The organism is Streptomyces sp. STAM6, from assembly GCF_054963715.1.
Genome location: NZ_JBUEFZ010000008.1, coordinates 136,386 through 154,954 on the forward strand (window position 1 = coordinate 136,386; position 18,569 = coordinate 154,954).

Annotated in this window: 14 protein-coding genes; 3 read left to right on the top strand and 11 right to left on the bottom strand. The window is 69.2% G+C overall.

Annotation, left to right across the window (positions count from 1 at the left end; all coding sequences use genetic code 11):
* Window positions 1–13: 13 nt before the first annotated feature.
* From prcB to arc, 4 genes are all read right to left on the bottom strand, one after another.
* The gene (prcB, locus tag ACY34K_RS13090; RefSeq protein ID WP_462746438.1) at window positions 14–859 is read right to left on the bottom strand and encodes a proteasome subunit beta; all 846 of its coding nucleotides are present in this window, start codon (window positions 857–859) and stop codon (window positions 14–16) included.
* A 183-nt stretch (window positions 860–1,042) separates the two neighbouring features.
* Complete coding sequence (locus tag ACY34K_RS13095) at window positions 1,043–1,261, bottom strand: ubiquitin-like protein Pup (protein WP_462746439.1); 219 nt, start codon at window positions 1,259–1,261, stop codon at window positions 1,043–1,045.
* Between the two features lie 134 nt (window positions 1,262–1,395).
* Window positions 1,396–2,907: a depupylase/deamidase Dop gene (gene dop / locus ACY34K_RS13100; RefSeq protein WP_462746441.1), complete on the bottom strand. Its 1,512-nt coding sequence runs from the start codon at window positions 2,905–2,907 to the stop codon at window positions 1,396–1,398.
* Window positions 2,908–3,178: 271 nt separating this feature from the next.
* Window positions 3,179–4,945, bottom strand: a complete 1,767-nt coding sequence (arc, locus tag ACY34K_RS13105; RefSeq protein WP_462746442.1) for a proteasome ATPase — start codon at window positions 4,943–4,945, stop codon at window positions 3,179–3,181.
* 246 nt (window positions 4,946–5,191) lie between these two features.
* Between arc and ACY34K_RS13110 the strand changes: the two genes are divergently transcribed.
* A complete protein-coding gene (locus ACY34K_RS13110) occupies window positions 5,192–5,503 on the top strand; it encodes a ferredoxin (RefSeq protein WP_462746443.1) in 312 nt (103 codons plus the stop codon).
* Window positions 5,504–5,507: 4 nt separating this feature from the next.
* On the opposite strand, the gene ACY34K_RS13115 is transcribed toward ACY34K_RS13110, so the two are convergent.
* The 3 genes from ACY34K_RS13115 to ACY34K_RS13125 form a co-directional block, all read right to left on the bottom strand.
* Window positions 5,508–6,083 (bottom strand): hypothetical protein, encoded by a 576-nt coding sequence (locus tag ACY34K_RS13115; RefSeq protein ID WP_462746445.1) that lies wholly within the window; start codon window positions 6,081–6,083, stop codon window positions 5,508–5,510.
* A 181-nt stretch (window positions 6,084–6,264) separates the two neighbouring features.
* A complete protein-coding gene (locus tag ACY34K_RS13120; protein ID WP_462746447.1) occupies window positions 6,265–7,152 on the bottom strand; it encodes a tRNA (adenine-N1)-methyltransferase in 888 nt (295 codons plus the stop codon).
* 104 nt (window positions 7,153–7,256) lie between these two features.
* Complete coding sequence (locus tag ACY34K_RS13125; RefSeq protein WP_462746448.1) at window positions 7,257–8,507, bottom strand: site-2 protease family protein; 1,251 nt, start codon at window positions 8,505–8,507, stop codon at window positions 7,257–7,259.
* Window positions 8,508–8,634: 127 nt separating this feature from the next.
* On the opposite strand from ACY34K_RS13125, the gene ACY34K_RS13130 reads away from it, so the two are divergent.
* A complete protein-coding gene (locus ACY34K_RS13130; RefSeq protein WP_462746449.1) occupies window positions 8,635–9,591 on the top strand; it encodes a RecB family exonuclease in 957 nt (318 codons plus the stop codon).
* Between the two features lie 99 nt (window positions 9,592–9,690).
* A complete protein-coding gene (locus tag ACY34K_RS13135; RefSeq protein ID WP_462746451.1) occupies window positions 9,691–10,362 on the top strand; it encodes a response regulator in 672 nt (223 codons plus the stop codon).
* A 75-nt stretch (window positions 10,363–10,437) separates the two neighbouring features.
* Here the strand turns inward: ACY34K_RS13135 and ACY34K_RS13140 are convergent, their stop codons facing one another.
* From ACY34K_RS13140 to metH, 4 genes are all read right to left on the bottom strand, one after another.
* Complete coding sequence (locus ACY34K_RS13140; RefSeq protein ID WP_462746453.1) at window positions 10,438–12,027, bottom strand: ABC transporter substrate-binding protein; 1,590 nt, start codon at window positions 12,025–12,027, stop codon at window positions 10,438–10,440.
* A 67-nt stretch (window positions 12,028–12,094) separates the two neighbouring features.
* On the bottom strand, window positions 12,095–13,696 hold the full coding sequence (locus tag ACY34K_RS13145; RefSeq protein WP_462746454.1) for an ABC transporter substrate-binding protein: 1,602 nt from the start codon (window positions 13,694–13,696) through the stop codon (window positions 12,095–12,097).
* A 479-nt stretch (window positions 13,697–14,175) separates the two neighbouring features.
* Window positions 14,176–14,877: an HAD family hydrolase gene (locus ACY34K_RS13150; RefSeq protein ID WP_462746455.1), complete on the bottom strand. Its 702-nt coding sequence runs from the start codon at window positions 14,875–14,877 to the stop codon at window positions 14,176–14,178.
* A gap of 111 nt (window positions 14,878–14,988) precedes the next feature.
* Window positions 14,989–18,531 (bottom strand): methionine synthase, encoded by a 3,543-nt coding sequence (metH, locus tag ACY34K_RS13155; RefSeq protein ID WP_462746456.1) that lies wholly within the window; start codon window positions 18,529–18,531, stop codon window positions 14,989–14,991.
* Window positions 18,532–18,569 lie beyond the last annotated feature (38 nt).

An 18,569-nucleotide genomic window follows, 5' to 3' on the forward strand; every position in this document is an offset into this window, starting at 1 on the left:
GGCATGGGGTTCATCAGAGCAGGGCGGCGCGCGGGCCGTCGGGCTGCTCGAGGCGGCGCTCCAGGACGGAGCGGGCGATCTCGGAGGACTCGGCCTCGGTCAGCCGCCGGAACCCGTCCTCGGTGATCACGGTGACGATCGGGTAGATGCGGCGGCCCACGTCCGGGCCGCCGGTCGCCGAGTCGTCGTCCGCCGCGTCGTACAGCGCCTGCACCACGAGGGTGAGGGCCTGCTGCTCGGTCAGGTCGTCCCGGAAGAGCTTCTTCATGGCGCCCCGGGCGAAGATCGAGCCGGACCCGGTGGCCGCGAAGCCGTGCTCCTCGGAGCGGCCGCCGGTGACGTCGTAGGTGAAGATGCGGCCCTTCTCCCGGTCGACGTCCCAGCCGGCGAAGAGCGGGACGACGGCCAGGCCCTGCATGGCCATGCCGAGATTGCTGCGGATCATGGTGGAGAGCCGGTTGGCCTTGCCCTCCAGGGAGAGCTGGGCGCCCTCGACCTTCTCGAAGTGTTCCAGCTCCAGCTGGAAGAGCTTGACCATCTCCACCGCGAGGCCGGCGGTGCCGGCGACGCCCACGGCCGAGTACTCGTCGGCCGGGAAGACCTTCTCGATGTCGCGCTGGGCGATCATGTTGCCCATGGTGGCCCGCCGGTCACCGGCGAGCACCACGCCGCCCGGGAACGTGGTGGCGACGATGGTCGTGCCGTGCGGCGCTTCGATGGCGCCCTGGACGGGCGGCAGCGTGCGCCGACCGGGCAGCAGCTCCGGCGAGTGGTCGGACAGGAAGTCCATGAACGACGACGAGCCGGGCGTCAGGAAGGGTGCCGGCAGACGCCCGGTGCTACGAGGGTTGGCTTCCACGCGTTTCCTTCCGAATGAGGCGGCGGCCCGCCGCCGGGCGGTCGGGCCGATCTTGAGTCTGTGCACGGACCTTACCCGTGCCGTCGCCGGTCATCCGCCCCGGTACCGAGCGGCTTCGGCGCACGCGCCTGGGCCGTCGGACCGGGGTGGACGACAGGCTGTCCCCGCGGAACACAAGGGGAGCTACTGTCCGCCCTTTTGCACGAAGGACCGTACGAAGTCCTCGGCGTTCTCCTCGAGGACGTCGTCGATCTCGTCGAGTACGGAGTCGACGTCGTCCGACAGCTTCTCCTGGCGCTCCTTGAGGTCCGCGGACGCCTGTGCGTCCTGGGCCTGCTCCTCGACCTCCTCGGTGGAGCGCGTCGCCTTCTGCTGTCCGCCGCCGGTGTCCTTGGTCGCCATATCCCTCACCCCGCTCGGTTTGCCCGCTTGGTTCGGTTCCTCAAGATCAGACCCTACAAGGACGGTCTGACATCGGCCCTGCACTTTCCTCAACGTCCGGGGGCCATCCCCATGATTCCCGGACGAGGTCCATTTCAGCCCCCGGAGAGCAGGCGCACCAGGTCCTCGGCGGTGCGGCAGCGGTCCAGGAGCTCCTTGACGTGGTTGCGTGTACCGCGCAGCGGTTCCAGCGTGGGCACCCGCTGCAGAGAGTCACGGCCCGGCAGATCGAAGATCACCGAGTCCCAGGAGGCCGCAGCGACGTCGTCCGCGTACTGCTCCAGGCACCGGCCGCGGAAATAGGCCCTGGTGTCCTCCGGAGGCTTGGTCTCGGCCCGTTCGACCGCGGTCTCGTCCAGCAGGCGCTTCATCTTCCCGCGGGCCGCCAGACGGTTGTAGAGGCCCTTCTCGGGGCGTACGTCGGCGTACTGCAGGTCCACAAGGTGCAGCCGGGCGGCGTCCCAGTCCAGGCCGTCGCGGCGGCGGTACCCCTCCATGAGCTCCCGCTTGGCGATCCAGTCCAGTTCGCCGGCCAGGCTCATCGGGTCGTTCTCGAGCCGGTTGAGGGTGTCCTCCCAGCGGACCAGGACGTCCTTGGTCTGCTCGTCGGCGTCCGGGCCGAAGTGCTCGTCCACGTATTTGCGGGCCAGCTCGAAGTACTCCATCTGCAGCTGGACAGCGGTGAGTGTCCGGCCGCTGCGCAGAGTGATCAGGTAGCGAAGTGTCGGATCGTGCGAGACCTGGTGCAGGGTGCGCACGGGCTGGTCCACGGCCAGGTCGACGGTGATGAAGCCGTCCTCGATCATCGACAGCACCAGGGCCGTGGTGCCGAGCTTCAGGTAGGTCGAGATCTCGGAGAGATTGGCGTCCCCGATGATCACATGGAGCCTGCGGTACTTCTCGGCGTCCGCGTGGGGCTCGTCCCGGGTGTTGATGATGGGCCGCTTGAGGGTGGTCTCCAGCCCCACCTCGACCTCGAAGTAGTCGGCCCGCTGACTGATCTGGAAGCCGTGCTCGTGGCCGTCCTGGCCGATCCCGACCCGGCCGGCCCCGGTCACGACCTGCCGGGAGACGAAGAACGGCGTCAGGTGGCGCACGATGTCCGAGAAGGGGGTTTCCCGCTTCATCAGGTAGTTCTCGTGCGTGCCGTAGGACGCGCCCTTGTTGTCGGTGTTGTTCTTGTACAGGTGGATGGGCTGGGCGCCGGGGAGCTGGGCGGCCCGCTCGGCGGCCTCGGCCATGATCCGCTCGCCGGCCTTGTCCCAGAGGACGGCGTCGCGGGGGTTGGTGACCTCGGGGGCGCTGTATTCCGGGTGCGCGTGGTCGACGTAGAGCCGTGCCCCATTGGTGAGGATGACGTTGGCCAGGCCGATGTCCTCGTCCGTGAGCTGGCTGGAATCGGCGGCCTCACGGGCGAGGTCGAAGCCGCGGGCGTCCCGCAGCGGGTTCTCCTCCTCGAAGTCCCAGCGGGCGCGGCGCGCCCGGTGCATCGCCGCCGCGTAGGCATTGACGATCTGGGACGAGGTGAGCATGGCATTGGCGTTCGGGTGGCCAGGGACGGAGATCCCGTACTCCGTCTCGATGCCCATTACTCGCCGTACAGTCATGCGGCCCTCCTTGCCCGGCGGCGTCCCCATTCGGAAACGGCGCTCAAGTACCGCTGTTTCTCCGATGCGTGTGCGGTGCCCGTCCCCGCACTGCGCGATTCGGCGGTACGGAAGAGCCTAGAACGCCTCCGCGCGGGTGGGGAGATCAATTGCGTCATTGCTGCGGTGTGGTCGAATTGATGGCCGGAACCGTGGAAAGCAACCGGCTGCGGATGCCCTCCCCCTACCTCCGGCGGGGGGACCTCCAGGACATCCGCAGCCGGAATGCGATCTACAGATACTGACCGGTGTTTGCGACCGTGTCGATGGACCGACCGGTGTCCGCGCCCTGCTTTCCGGTGACGAGGGTGCGAATGAATACGATCCGCTCGCCCTTCTTTCCGGAAATACGAGCCCAGTCGTCCGGGTTGGTGGTGTTCGGCAGGTCTTCGTTCTCCTTGAACTCGTCCACGCACGCCTGGAGGAGATGGGAGACCCGAAGGCCCTTCTGGTTGTGGTCGAGGAAGGCCTTGATGGCCATCTTCTTGGCCCGGTCGACGATGTTCTGGATCATCGCTCCGGAGTTGAAGTCCTTGAAGTAAAGGACTTCCTTGTCGCCATTGGCGTACGTGACCTCGAGGAAGCGGTTCTCCTCGGATTCCGCGTACATCTGCTCCACGACCGACTGGATCATGGCCTGTGCCGCGGCCTCCTTGGAACCGCTGTGCTCGGCGAGGTCGTCCGCGTGCAGCGGCAGCGAGGCGGTCAGGTACTTGGCGAAGATGTCCTTCGCGGCCTCCGCGTCCGGACGCTCGATCTTGATCTTCACATCGAGCCGGCCGGGGCGAAGGATCGCGGGGTCGATCATGTCCTCGCGGTTGGAGGCGCCGATGACGATGACGTTCTCCAGGCCCTCCACACCATCGATCTCGGCGAGCAGCTGCGGAACGATCGTGTTCTCCACGTCCGAGCTGACACCGGAGCCGCGGGTGCGGAAGAGGGACTCCATCTCGTCGAAGAAGACGATGACGGGTGTGCCCTCGCCGGCCTTCTCACGAGCACGCTGGAAGACCAGGCGGATGTGCCGCTCGGTCTCACCGACGTACTTGTTGAGGAGCTCGGGGCCCTTGATGTTGAGGAAGTAGCTCTTCCCCGCGGGCTGCCCGGTCACCTCGGCGACCTTCTTGGCAAGGGAGTTGGCGACGGCCTTCGCGATCAGCGTCTTGCCGCAGCCGGGCGGACCGTAGAGCAGGATGCCCTTCGGCGGGCGCAGTTCGTGCTCCTTGAACAGGTCCGGGTAGAGGTACGGGAGCTCGACCGCGTCGCGGATCAGCTCGATCTGGGTGCCCAGACCGCCGATCTTCTCGTAGTCGACGTCCGGGACCTCTTCGAGGACGAGTTCCTCGACCTCGCTCTTCGGGATGACCTCGTAGACGTATCCGGACCTGGGCTCGAGCAGCAGGGCGTCGCCGGGGCGGACGGTGGTGTCCAGCAGCGGCTCGGCGAGCCTCACCACCCGCTCCTCGTCGGTGTGCCCGAGCACCAGGGCGCGCTCGCCGTCCTCGAGGATCTCCTTGAGGGTGACGATGTCCCCGGCCCGCTCGAACTCCATGGCCTCGACCACGTTGAGGGCCTCGTTGAGCATGACTTCCTGGCCGCGCCTGAGCTCGTCGAGCTCCACGCTGGGGCTGACGTTCACCCGGAGCTTGCGGCCCCCGGTGAAGATGTCGGCGGTGCCGTCCTCGTTCGCCTGCAGGAAGACACCGAAGCCGGCCGGCGGCTGTGCGAGCCGGTCGACCTCCTCCTTGAGGGCCACGATCTGGTCCCGGGCCTCACGGAGCGTGTTGGCGAGTCGCTCGTTCTGTGCGGACACGCCGGCCAGATTGGTCTGCAGCTCGACGATCCGCTCCTCGAGAATCCTCGTGTGACGCGGAGAGTCGGCGAGCTTGCGTCGCAGGACGGCGATTTCCTGCTCGAGATAGGCGACCTGGCCGGCTGGGTCCTCAGACCCCCGCCCCGGCCGGATGCCGCGGTTGATGTCGTCGTCGTGGGCTGCCACGGTCCTCACCTCCTCCAAGGGGAGCTGGACGCTTCCTGACCCTACCTGGGCCGGTGGTGATTGAAACCCCTAGATCACAAAGACTCTCGGGGTGTGTCCGATCTTCACCCTTGCGCTCTCTCCCTCGCACCAGGGGGATACCCACCCATCAACATCTGAAAGCGGGCGGTTGTATCGTCGAGGTGGTCAACACCCGTCAGGGGTGGCCCGACTTACCAGAACGACGCTCAGGAAACGGCAGGGGAAATGACCGTGCAGCACGAGGCTCCGACCGCGGGCGCCGGCGAGGCTCTCGAGGTCTGGATCGACCAGGACCTCTGCACCGGCGACGGCATCTGCGCCCAGTACGCTCCCGAGGTCTTCGAACTTGACATCGACGGCCTGGCCTATGTCAAGAGCGCCGATGACGAGCTGCTGCAGGACAAGGGTGCCACGACGCCCGTTCCGCTGCCGCTGCTCCAGGACGTCGTGGACTCGGCCAAGGAATGTCCGGGCGACTGCATCCATGTACGCAGGGTCGCGGACCAGGTGGAGGTGTACGGCCCTGACGCGGAGTGACGGGTCAGATACCGCGCGCTCCGGGCACGGTCGTGCGGACGAACTTGTCGCCGGTCCACCGCCACTTGACCCCTTCGCGCCGATCGGGGCAGCAGCTCGGCACGTCCGGTGAGGAGTACCCGAGCAGCAGGGCGGTGACCGCCCCGTCACCTACGGCGAGGGTGCCGACCCTGCGGCGCTCGGCGGGTTCGACGAGGGTGGCCACCACACGCGGCCGGGACCCGTCGCCCTGCGTCAGGACGTAGACACCGCTGGGCGGTGTGCCGGATCCGGCCCGGCAGTGCGCGGCCACGACCGTCTCGGGGCGGCCGTCGCCGTCGAGGTCTCCCGACACCTCCTTCGCCACCACACTGGGGGCGCCCGCGCAGTCCAGGGGCAGGGGCACCGCGGACGAGTCGGGAGCGGCCGCCGGGGCTGCCGGGGCCGCGGCGGCCCTGACGCCCGTCTGGGTCGCTGTGGCGGCTTCCGGCTGTAGCAGGCCCGCCGCGGCGACGACCGCGGCCATCGCGGTGGCGGTGGCCAGCCAGTGCACCGGTCGGGCATGGGTGTGCGCGAGGTCCCAGGCGGCGGAGTTCTGCACGCGGAGTGTCTCCCGAGGGCTGTGCGGTGGGGGGTGGCCAGCATCGTGCCATACGTCACACGAGGGCGGAACAGGGGGGTCGGTAAGGCGAACGTAAAGGCGCCGCCGTCCAGTTCCCCGCGTCGTGGCGGGAACTGGACGGCGGCGCCGTCGCGTTGCCGGGGCGTCAGCCCGTCGGTCGTCAGCCCTTGTTGGGGCCTTCGTAGTCCTCGCCGTACGCTCCCTTGGCGGGGCGGCGGCGGCGCATCGGGGGCTCCACACCGTCCGCGAGGCGGCGGGCGGTGACCAGGAAGCCGGTGTGACCGATCATCCGGTGATCGGGGCGGACGGCCAGGCCCTCGACGTGCCAGTTGCGGATCATCGACTCCCACGGCTGCGGCTCGGCATAGCAGCCGATCTCGCGGATGGACTCGACGGTGCGGGCGAGCTGGGTGGTCGTCGCGACGTAGCAGCACAGGATGCCGCCGGGGACGAGCGCCTTGGAGACCGCCTCCAGGCACTCCCAGGGCGCGAGCATGTCCAGGATGACGCGGTCGACGTCGGTGTCGGTGAGGTTGTCCTGGAGGTCGCCGACGGTGAGCTGCCAGGCGGGGTGCGGGCCGCCGAAGTAGCGCTCGACATTGCCCTTGGCGATCTCGGCGAAGTCCTCGCGGCGCTCGTAGGAGTGGAGCATGCCGCTGTCACCGACGGCGCGCAGCAGGAAGCTGCTGAGCGAGCCGGAGCCCACCCCCGCCTCCACGACGCGGGCGCCGGGGAAGATGTCGGCGAAGGCCAGGATCTGCCCCGCGTCCTTGGGGTAGACCACGGCGGCGCCGCGGGGCATGGACAGGACGTAGTCGGGGAGCAGGGGGCGCAGCGCGAGGTAGGCGACGTTTCCCGTGGTTCGGACAACACTGCCCTCGGGAGCACCGATCAGCTCGTCGTGCGGGAAGGAACCCTTGTGGGTGTGGAAGTTCTTCCCGGCCTCGAGCGTGAACGTGTAGTGGCGTCCCTTGGGGTCGGTGAGCTGGACCTGGTCCCCGACCTTGAAGGGCCCGCGACGGCGGGCGGCACCGGTCGGTTCGGACATGTGAGCAGCTTATCAAGGGCTCGGTCGCGCTCCGGGCCGCCCGAGTCGGCACCGGGCCCTCCGGCTCCGGATCCCGCTCCGGCTCCCGCTCCCCGGGCGGGTGCTCAGGGGGACGCGGGCCGCGCCATGGCCCGCACGAAGGCGCGCTCGACGTCGGTGGTGGACAGGACGCCGTAGATCTCGCCGCTCTCCTCGACCACCAGGTACTCGGTGGCCGGGTGTGCGCGGAGGCGGTCGAGGAGGGCCTCGCCGGCCAGCTCCGCGGGGATCCTCATGCCCTCGGTGAGCTCCTGGGCGAGGCCGCTGACCGCGACCCAGGGGCGGCGGTGCTGCGGGACGCCGACGATGGCGGTCTCGCGGACCAGGGCGGTGGGGTCGCCGTGGCCGTCGACGACGACGAGGGCGCGGGCTCCCGCTTCGTTGGCCCGGCGCAGGGCCTCGGAGAGGGGGGTGTCGGACTCGACGGGGACCGCGCGGCGGGTGAGGGAGCGGGCGCGCAACTCGGAGAGGTGCTCGCGGAGGCGGGCCATGCGCAGGCTGTTGCCGGCACCGGTCCAGATGATCGCGGCGAGGATGGCGGCGAGCAGCGCGTCGGTGACGGTGTCCATGCCGCTGATCTCGTCGGAGGCGTTGCCGAGGGCACCGGTGTGGGTGAGCAGCGGGAGGCCCACGAGGACGGCGACGGCCAGGGCGCGGCCGACCCAGGCGGCGGCGACGGTGCCGCTCATCGGCTTGCCCGTGATCTTCCAGACGACGGCGCGGAGCATGCGCCCGCCGTCCAGCGGCAGGCCGGGCAGCAGGTTGAAGGCGGCGACGATCAGGTTGGAGATCATCAGGCCGGCGAGGAGGACGCCGGGGACGGTGCCGGGCTCGACGGCGTACATGCCCGCGTAGAAGACGCCGGCGAGCACGAGGGAGAGCAGCGGGCCGACGAAGGCGAGGACGAATTCGCGGCCGGGTGTCTCCGACTCCTTCTCGATCTCGGAGACGCCGCCGAAGAACTGCAGCTGGATGCGGCGCACCGGCAATTTGTAGCGGAGCGCGGCCACGGTGTGGGCCAGCTCGTGAACGAGTACGGAGGCGTAGAAGGCCACCGCGAAGAAGAGGGAGACGAGGTAGCGGGCGTTGCCGAGCTCGGGGAGGACGCGGTCGAGCTGGCCGCCGAAGACCCAGGTGATGAGGGCGGCGACCAGGAACCAGCTGGGGGCGACGTACACGGGCACGCCGAAGATCCGGCCCATCAGGATGCCGCCGCCGGGTTCCTCCGTCCGTCGCGGTTTACCGCTTTCGGGGGGCTTTCCGGCCGTGTCGGACCGCGGGCGCGTGCTCTCGCCGCTCTCGTCGTCCTGTTTCACGGGTTCCCTTCGGTGCGATTACGGTGCGAAGCGTCACTCGCTCGATCATCTCGATCATGCAGTGAGAGAGGGTCTGCGTCGATGGTATGCCGCTCTCTGTCAGTGGTGGGCCGTAGGGTTCTGAGTCATGACCACGAGTCCTTCGAGCCCTGAGGGCACCGAGAGCCCCGGGATCCCGCGGCCGTCCGCCGAGCCGCCGGAGACGGCGGCGCCGGAATCGGCGGCGGCGCGGGCTCAGGAGCCGGCGGCGGCACAGGAACCCGCGGCGGCGCGGCCGCCCGCGTCGCTGTCGCCGTCGCGTGCGACTGACTTCATGCAGTGTCCGCTGCTGTACCGGTTCCGGGTGATCGACAGGCTGCCGGAGAAGCCGAGCGAGGCGGCCACGAAGGGCACGCTGGTCCACGCGGTGCTGGAGCGGCTCTTCGACGACCCGGCGGCGGACCGGACGGCGCCGCGGGCCAGGGCGATGATCCCGGCGCAGTGGGACCGGCTGCTGGAGTCGAAGCCGGAGCTCGGCGAGCTGTTCGCGGAGGACGGCGAGGGCGAGCGGCTGGCGCGCTGGCTGGGTGAGGCGGAGCAGCTGGTCGAGCGGTGGTTCACGCTGGAGGACCCGACGCGGCTGGAGCCGGCCGAGCGCGAGCTGTTCGTGGAGACGGAGCTGGAGTCGGGGCTGCGGCTGAAGGGCGTGATCGACCGGGTCGACGTGGCGCCGACGGGTGAGGTGCGGATCGTCGACTACAAGACGGGCAAGGCGCCGCGTCCGGAGTACAGCGAGGGCGCGCTGTTCCAGATGAAGTTCTACGCCCTGGTGGTGTGGCGGCTGAAGGGCGTGGTGCCGCGCCGGCTGCAGCTGGTGTATCTGGGCAGCGGTGATGTGCTGACGTACGACCCTGGCGAGGCGGACCTGTTGCGGGTGGAGCGGAAGCTGCTGGCGCTGTGGGACGCGATCCGGCTGGCCACCGAGACGGGTGACTGGCGGCCGCGGCCGACGAAGCTGTGCGGCTGGTGCGACCACCGGGCGGTGTGCCCGGAGTTCGGCGGGACTCCCCCGGCGTATCCGCTGCCGCTGGTCCCGTCCGAGTGACCGGCGCGCGGGGGCGGTTGTCCGTGTGCCCGGCGGAGTCCGCCGGGGGTGGTCAGGGCAGAATGGGCACGGTCTGCTGAGCCCTTAAGGAGTACCCCTGTGGCTATCCGCGTCCTACTGGTCGACGACCAGCCGCTGCTGCGCACCGGCTTCCGGATGATTCTGGAGGCGGAGCAGGATCTCGCGGTCGTCGGTGAGGCCGGGGACGGCCTCCAGGCTCTCGACCAGGTGCGGGCGCTGCAGCCCGATGTGGTGCTGATGGACATCCGGATGCCCCGGATGGACGGTGTGGAGGCGACGCGCCAGATCACCGGGCCCGGCCGGGACGGTCCGGCCAAGGTGCTCGTGCTGACGACCTTCGACCTCGACGAGTACGTGGTGGAGGCGCTGCGCGCGGGTGCCAGTGGCTTCCTGCTGAAGGACGCCCCCGCCAATGAGCTGGTGCAGGCGATCCGGGTGGTCGCGGCGGGCGAGGCGATGCTGGCGCCGAGCATCACGCGCCGGCTGCTGGACAAGTACGCCGGGCATCTGCCGTCCGGTGAGGAGCCGGTGCCGGACGCGCTGAACACGCTCACGGACCGTGAGGTGGAGGTGCTGAAGCTGGTGGCGCGCGGACTGTCGAACGCCGAGATCGCCGCCGATCTGTTCGTGAGCGAGACGACGGTCAAGACGCACGTGGGTCATGTGCTGACCAAGCTGGGGCTGCGCGACCGGGTGCAGGCCGCGGTGTACGCGTACGAGAGCGGACTGGTGCGCCCCGGGGCCCAGTAGGGGCCGCCGGGGCGGATTCGCGCGGGAGGAGGGTGCCCGGAGGTTCCGGGCACCCTTCTTCGTGCGTGCGGGCCGTCAGGCCTTCTTCAGCTCCCAGAAGCGGAAGACGGTGGAGGCGTCGAGCGTCCACTCCAGACCGGTGAGGTTGTTGCGGGCGACCGCGTACTGCTTGCCCTGCCAGAGCGGGATGATCGGGAGTTCCTCGGCGACCAGGTCCTGGAGCTTGCCGAAGTCCTCCTCGGTGGCGGTCCGGTCGGCGGAGGCGGCGGTGCGCGGGATGAGGGTCTTGCTGATCTTGCTGTTCTCGAAGTTGTTGCCGAGAACGTTGCCCTCGCCGAAGAACGGCTGGGTGAAGTTGTCGGGGTCGGGGTAGTCGGGCACCCAACCCTTGACGTACACGCCGTACTTGCCCGCCTTGATGTCCTTCTCGTACTGCTCGAACTCGACGGACTTCATGTCCACGTCGAACAGCCCGCTGTCGTTGAGCTGCTTGGCGATGGCCTTGAACTCGTCGTCGGTGGACGGGCCGTAGCGGCTCGGGGTGGACCAGAGGGTCAGCTTCACCTTGCCGTCGATGCCGGCGGAGCGCAGGGCCTGCTTGGCCTTCTCGGGCTGCGGCCGGTCGCCGTAGGTGTCGACGAAGGCCGTGTTGTGGCCGACGATTCCGGCGGGGACGATCGAGAACAGCGGGGTGGCGGTGGACCGGTAGACGTTCTCGACGAGCGCGTCGCGGTCGACGAGGTACGCGATGGCCTTGCGGACGCCCAGCTTGCCGACGACCGGGTCCTTCACGTTGAAGACCAGGTGCTGGACCTCGGCGCTGGAGCCCTCGATGACCTCGATGCCCTTCTCCTCGGCGCCGGTGGAACCCTGGAGTTCCTTGACGTCGTCGGCGGCGAGGCCTCGGTAGGCGACGTCGATGTCGCCCTTCTGCAGCGCCGCGGCGAGGGCCTTGCGGTCACCGCCGTAGAGCTTGAGCGTGACGCCGCCGTTCTTCACCTTGGCGGTGCCGTGGTACTCGGGGTTGACCGAGAAGACGGCCTCGTTCTCGCTGATGGAGTCGAGCTTGTACGGGCCCGAGCCGATGGCCTTGCCGTCGGTGCGCAGGGAGCCGGCGTCGTACTCGCGGTGGTCGACGATGGAGCCGGCACCGGAGGCGATCTTGCTCGGGAAGGTGGCGTCCGGGACCTTCAGCTTGAAGACGACGGTCTTGTCGTCCGGCGTCTCGATCTTGTCGATCGTGGTGAGCAGCGGGCCCGGGCCGTTGGCGTCATTGATCTTCAGCGCGCGCTCGAAGGAGAACTTGACGTCCTCGGAGGTGAGGGCGTTGCCGTTGCTGAACTTGAGCCCGTCGCGCAGGGTGCAGCGGTAGACCCGGCTGCCACCGCGGTCGAAGCCGCATTTCTCGGCCGCTTCGGGCTGCGGGATCTGCGCGCCCTTGGGGAAGCTGAGCAGGGACTGGAAGACGTTGTTGAAGAGCAGCCACGACCCGGGGTCGTAACCGGCGGCCGGGTCGGTGGCCAGGACGTCGTCGGACATGCCGACGACGACCGACTGGCCGTCCTCACCGGAGCCGCTGCCCTTCTCCGAACCGCAGCCGCTCAGCATGGCGGCCGCGAGCCCCGCGGCGAGCGGGGCCACGAGCCACTTGTTGTGTGCCTTCACAGGAACCTTGCCTCTGGATCTTTCGTGGCCGGCCGAGCCGTCTGCGCGGCCGGGTCGTGCGGAAGGGTCAGGCGACGCCCCGGCCGAGCTCCCAGAGCTGCAGGTCCGAGGAGTTGTTCAGCGACCACTCGACGCCGGAGATGTCGTCGCGGGAGGCGACGTACTGCTTGCCCTGCCACAGCGGCAGCACCGGGACGTCGGTGGCGACGATCTCCTGGAGCTTGGCGTAGGTGGGGGCGGCGGCGTTGCGGTCGGCGACGCGGCGCGACTGCGGGATGAGCTCGCTGCGTACGGTGGTGTTCACATAGGGGGTGTTGAGGAAGTTGCCCTCGTCGAGGAAGGGCGCGATGTAGTTGTCGGGGTCCGGGAAGTCCGGGAACCAGCCGAGGCCGTAGACCGCGTAGTCACCGCGCTTCTGGGCGGAGCGGAAGGTGGACCACTCGGCGCCTTCGGTCTTCACGTCGAAGAGCCGTGAGGCGTTGAGCTGGTCGCGCAGAGCCTCGAACTCCTTTGCGGTGCCTGCCCCGTAGTGGTCGGTGGTGTAGTGCAGGGTCAGCTTGACCGGCGTGGTGATGCCGGCGGAGCGCAGGATCGCGCCGGCCTTCTTGGTGTCCGGCTCGCCGTACTTGTTGAAGAAGCTGTTGCTGTGGCCGGCGATGCTCGTCGGGATGAGCGAGTAGAGCGGCGTGGCCGTGGAGCCGTAGACCTTGCCGGCGATCTGGCTGCGGTCGACGAGGGCGGCCATGGCCTGGCGGACGGCCTTGTCCTTGACGGACGGGTCCTTGGTGTTGAAGCCGAGGTAGCGGATCTCGAGGCCGGGGACCTCGGTGAGCTTGACGCCCTCCTTGGGGTCGTCGGAGAGCTCCTTGATCTGCTCGGGCGACATGGTGCGGGTCATCATGTCGATGTCGCCGGAGTCGAAGGCCTCGCCCATGGCGCCGTCGTCCGCGAAGGAGCGCAGTTCGACCTTGTCGTTCTTCAGCTTGATGTCGCCCTTGTAATGGGCGTTCTTGGTGAAGACGACACTGGTGACCTGGTTGTCCCGCACCTCGGCCCGCATGGTGTACGGGCCGGAACCGTCGACCTCGAAGCCGTCGCGGAGCTTCCTCGCTTCGTACTTGTCGCTGCTGAGGATGCCCGCGACGGGCGTGGACAGCTTGTAGGGGAAGGTCGCGTCGGGCGTCTTGAGGTGGAAGACGACCTCGCTGTCGCTCTTCGTCTCGATGGTGTCGATGTTGGACAGGAGGCCCGCGGCACCGTTGTCGGAGTTGATGGCGAGGACGCGCTCGATGGAGAACTTCACATCGCGGCCGGTGACGGGCTTGCCGTCGGAGAAGGTGAGGCCTTCACGCAGGGTGCAGCGGTAGCTCTCACTGGCCTTGTCGGTGAAGCCGCACTGGGAGGCGGCCTCGGGCACCGGGGCGCCGCCGCCGCGCGGGACGTGCATCAGCGTCTGCACGGTCTGGCGGAGGACGTTCCACACACCGGTGTCGTAGGCGAAGGCCGGGTCGAAGGGGGCCGAGGCGTCCTCGGTGGCGGCGAACTGGTCCGTGGTACCGACGACGATGGCGTTGCCTCCGCCCGAGCCGCCCTGCGAGGTTCCGCACGCGGCGAGGACGGGGGCGAGCAGGCCGATCACGGCCGGCAGCACCAAGGTCTTGCGGTTCATGGGGGACGTTCTCCTCATCCGGCACTGGGGTACAGCGGTGTACGGAGACTCCGCCGCGGCCGCCCGGTCGGGGCGGGGCGATCGGGCCGGGATACAGAGCGATCGGTCCTGTGTTCACGGTGGCTTGGTGGCCGCCGGGCGCACACGGAATGTGCGGTGGAGTTCTCGCGAAAAGATTAGTGGGCTGGACCACTGCCCCCGGAACGGCCTTCACCGGGGCCGGCATCGGACAGTGAGCAGGAATACGTACGGCCTTATCACTATGCGCGGGAATGTTTCGTACACCGCTCCATGAAACCGGACACATGGACGCGGCCGAAGCCTCCCGTTCCGGGCAAGCGGCGCGTTCGGACCGCCCGGCGGGCGCCACGCTGAGTGAGCAACGTCACGCCGGAGGCGTATTCCGGTGGTCACGGAAAATACACACTCCGGCGCCCTGAGTTTTTGATCTATTCAACGAACCACGCTCGGTGTGCGGATCAGTTCACACGCGTGATCAAGGTGCGGAGAAATCCGAGATCGACTTCTTCGAGCGAGCGGACGACCACCCGGCCGTCGGCGGGGGCGATCGGCGCCACGGAGGGAACGGCGACGACCCGGCAGCCCGCGGCCTCGGCGGCGGCGACCCCGGTCGCGGTGTCCTCGATGACGGCGCATCTCGCCGGTTCGGCGCCGACGCCGCGGGCGGCCAGCAGATAGGGGTCGGGGTGCGGCTTGGTGCGGGGCACCTCGTCGCCCGCGACGGTGAGGGTGAAGCGGTCGCGGCCGAGCGAGTGCAGGACCCGGTCGATGATGCGGCGGTGCGAGGCGGAGACCAGGGCGGTCGGGATGTGGTGCGCGGCGAGCTCGGCCAGCAGCCGTTCGGCGCCCGGCATGAGGGGGACACCACGGCCGATGCGCTGCTCGAAGCGCTCGTTGAGCAGCACGGTCAGCTCGGCGAGGGTGATGTCGGCGCCGGTGGCCTCGATGAGGTAGCCGGCGCTGCGGGTCATGGGGCCGCCGACGACGATGTCGCGCCATGACTCGTCGAGCCGGTGTCCGAGGTCGCCGAAGACCTCCACTTCCGCGTCCCACCAGAAGCCCTCGGTGTCGACCAGGGTGCCGTCCATGTCGAGGAAGACCGCCTGCAGGGCGGAACCTTCGGCCGTACGGGTCAGGGACGCGGGGACCGTACTGGTCATCGGCACACCTCCATGGAGGGACGAGAAGGCCGGTCACTCTCCCGGTGGGGGTTCGTCCCGGTGGGAAAGTGACCGGCCTGCACTGGACCGACCAGTGTACGTCGCGTCGCGTCAGCGTGCGTTGAAGTACTTCGCCTCGGGGTGGTGGATGACGATCGCGTCGGTGGACTGCTCGGGGTGGAGCTGGAACTCCTCGGAGAGGTGGACGCCGATCCGTTCCGGCTGGAGCAGCTCGGCGATCTTGGCCCGGTCCTCCAGGTCGGGGCACGCGCCGTAGCCGAGGGAGAAGCGCGCGCCGCGGTACTTGAGCGCGAACATGTCCTCGACGTCCTCGGGGTCCTCGCCGCCGAAGCCGAGCTCGGCGCGGACCCGGGCGTGCCAGTACTCGGCCAGTGCCTCGGCGAGCTGGACGGAGAGGCCGTGCAGCTCCAGGTAGTCGCGGTAGGAGTCGGAGGCGAACAGCTCGGCGGTGGCCTCGCCGATCTTCGAGCCGACGGTCACCACCTGCAGGCCGACGACATCGGTCTCGCCGGAGTCCTCGGCGCGGAAGAAGTCCGCGAGGCAGAGCCTGCGCCCGCGGCGCTGGCGCGGGAAGGTGAAGCGGGTGCGCTCGTTGCCGCGGTCGTCGAGGATGATCAGGTCGTCGCCCTTGGACACGCACGGGAAGTAGCCGTAGACCACGGCGGCTTCCAGCATGTTCTGGGTGTGGAGCTGGTCGAGCCAGCCGCGCAGCCGGGGCCGGCCCTCCGTCTCGACGAGTTCCTCGTACGTCGGCCCGTCGCCGGTCCGGGCCTGCTTCAGGCCCCACTGGCCCTTGAAGAGGGCGCCTTCGTCGAGCCAGGAGGCGTACTCCTTGAGCTGGATGCCCTTGATGACGCGCGTGCCCCGGAACGGCGGCTCGGGCACGGGGTTGTCGGTGGCGACGTCGGAGCGGACGCCTTCCTGCGGGGCCTGATCCTCGATCACCACGCCGCCTGCGGGACGCACCCGGCGCTGCTTGAGCTCGGGGAGGGCCGCGCCGGGGACTCCGCGCTTGACCGCGACGAGGGCGTCCATGAGGCGCAGTCCCTCGAACGCGTCGCGGGCGTAACGGACTTCGCCCTGGTAGATCTCGTGCAGGTCCTGCTCGACATAGGCGCGGGTGAGCGCGGCGCCGCCGAGGATGACGGGGTATTCGGCGGACAGACCGCGCTGGTTGAGCTCCTCCAGGTTCTCCTTCATGATCACCGTGGACTTCACCAGCAGGCCGGACATGCCGATGACGTCGGCCTTGTGCTCCTGGGCCGCTTCCAGGATCGCGGAGACCGGCTGCTTGATACCGAGGTTGACGACGTTGTAGCCGTTGTTGGAGAGAATGATGTCGACGAGGTTCTTGCCGATGTCGTGGACGTCGCCGCGGACGGTGGCCAGCACGATGGTGCCCTTGCCCGCCCCTCCTTCGCCGTCGGCCGTCTTCTCCATGTGGGGTTCGAGGTGGGCGACCGCGCTCTTCATGACCTCGGCGGACTGGAGGACGAACGGCAGCTGCATCTGGCCGGAGCCGAACAGTTCACCGACGACCTTCATACCGTCCAGCAGGGTGTCGTTGACGATGTCGAGGGCGGGGCGCCCGGCGAGTGCCTCGTCGAGGTCGGCCTCCAGGCCGTTGCGCTCACCGTCGATGATGCGGCGCTTGAGGCGCTCCTCCAGCGGCAGGGCGGCCAGTTCCTCGGCCTTGCCCGCCTTGAGGGACTTGGCGGTGGCGCCCTCGAAGAGCGCCATCAGCTTCTGGAGCGGGTCGTAGCCCTCGGCGCGGCGGTCGTAGATGAGGTCCAGGGCGGTGGTGACCTGCTCCTCGTCGAAGCGGGCGATCGGCAGGATCTTGCTGGCGTGCACGATCGCCGAGTCGAGGCCCGCCTTGACGCACTCGTCGAGGAAGACCGAGTTGAGCAGGATGCGGGCGGCGGGGTTGAGGCCGAAGGAGATGTTCGACAGGCCGAGCGTGGTCTGCACGTCCGGGTGGCGCCGCTTGAGTTCGCGGATCGCCTCGATGGTGGCGATGCCGTCCTTGCGGGACTCCTCCTGGCCGGTACAGATGGTGAAGGTCAGGGCGTCGATGAGGATGTCCTCCTCACGGATGCCCCAGTTCCCGGTGAGGTCGGCGATCAGCCGCTCGGCGATCTCGACCTTCTTCTCGGGTGTACGGGCCTGGCCCTCCTCGTCGATGGTCAGCGCGATCAGCGCGGCGCCGTGCTCCTGCGCCAGCCGGGTGACCTTGGCGAAACGCGACTCGGGTCCGTCGCCGTCCTCGTAGTTGACGGAGTTGATGACGGCGCGGCCGCCGAGCTTCTGCAGGCCGGCCTCGATGACCTCGACCTCGGTGGAGTCGAGGACGATGGGCAGGGTGGAGGCGGTGGCGAAGCGGCCGGCCAGTTCCTCCATGTCGGCGACGCCGTCCCGGCCCACGTAGTCGACGCACAGGTCGAGCATGTGGGCGCCTTCGCGGATCTGGTCGCGGGCCATCTCCACGCAGTCGTCCCAGCGGCCCTCCAGCATGGCCTCGCGGAACTTCTTGGAGCCGTTGGCGTTGGTCCGCTCGCCGATCGCGAGGTACGAGGTGTCCTGGCGGAACGGCACGGTCTGGTAGAGGGAGGCGGCACCGGGCTCGGGGCGCGGCTCCCGCGGGGTGGGCGCGAGGTCACGGACGCGCTCGACGACCTGGCGCAGGTGTTCCGGTGTCGTACCGCAGCAGCCGCCGACCAGGGACAGCCCGTATTCGCGGACGAAGGTCTCCTGGGCGTCGGCGAGCTCGGGGGCGGTCAGCGGGTAGTGCGCGCCGTTCTTGCCCAGGACCGGCAGGCCGGCGTTGGGCATGCAGGACAGCGGGACGCGGGAGTGGCGGGCCAGATAGCGCAGGTGCTCGCTCATCTCGGCGGGGCCGGTGGCGCAGTTCAGCCCGATCATGTCGATGCCGAGCGGCTCCAGCGCGGTGAGGGCGGCGCCGATCTCGGAGCCGAGGAGCATGGTGCCGGTGGTCTCGACGGTGACGGAGCAGATCAGCGGCAGGTCCAGGCCGCAGGCGTCGAGGGCGCGGCGGGCGCCGAGGATGGCGGCCTTCGTCTGGAGCAGGTCCTGGGTGGTCTCCACCAGGAGGGCGTCGGCGCCGCCCGCGATCATCCCTTCCGCGTTCTGCTGGTAGGCGTCGCGGAGGGTGAGGTAGGCGACGTGGCCGAGGGTGGGCAGCTTGGTGCCGGGGCCCATGGAGCCGAGGACCCAGCGCTGCTGTCCGGTCTTGAGGGTGTAGGCGTCGGCGGCCTCGCGGGCGATGCGGGCGCCGGCCTCGGACAGCTCGTGGACGCGCTCGGGGATGTCGTACTCCCCGAGGGCGGAGAAGTTGGCGCCGAAGGTGTTGGTCTCGACGCAGTCGACACCGACGGCGTAGTACGCCTCGTGGACCGAGCGGACGATGTCGGGCCGGGTGATGTTGAGGATCTCGTTGCACCCTTCGAGGTTCTGGAAGTCCTCGAGGGTGGGTTCCTGGGCCTGGAGCATCGTGCCCATGGCGCCGTCGGCGACGACCACACGGGTGGCCAGGGCCTCACGGAGGGCGGCGGCTCGGGTCCTGCTGTCCGCAAGACGGGTGCTGTCGGCGGAAGGGGTCGGCAACGAGGCCATGGATGTGCTCCCAGGGATGCGACGGCTGTCGGCTTTGC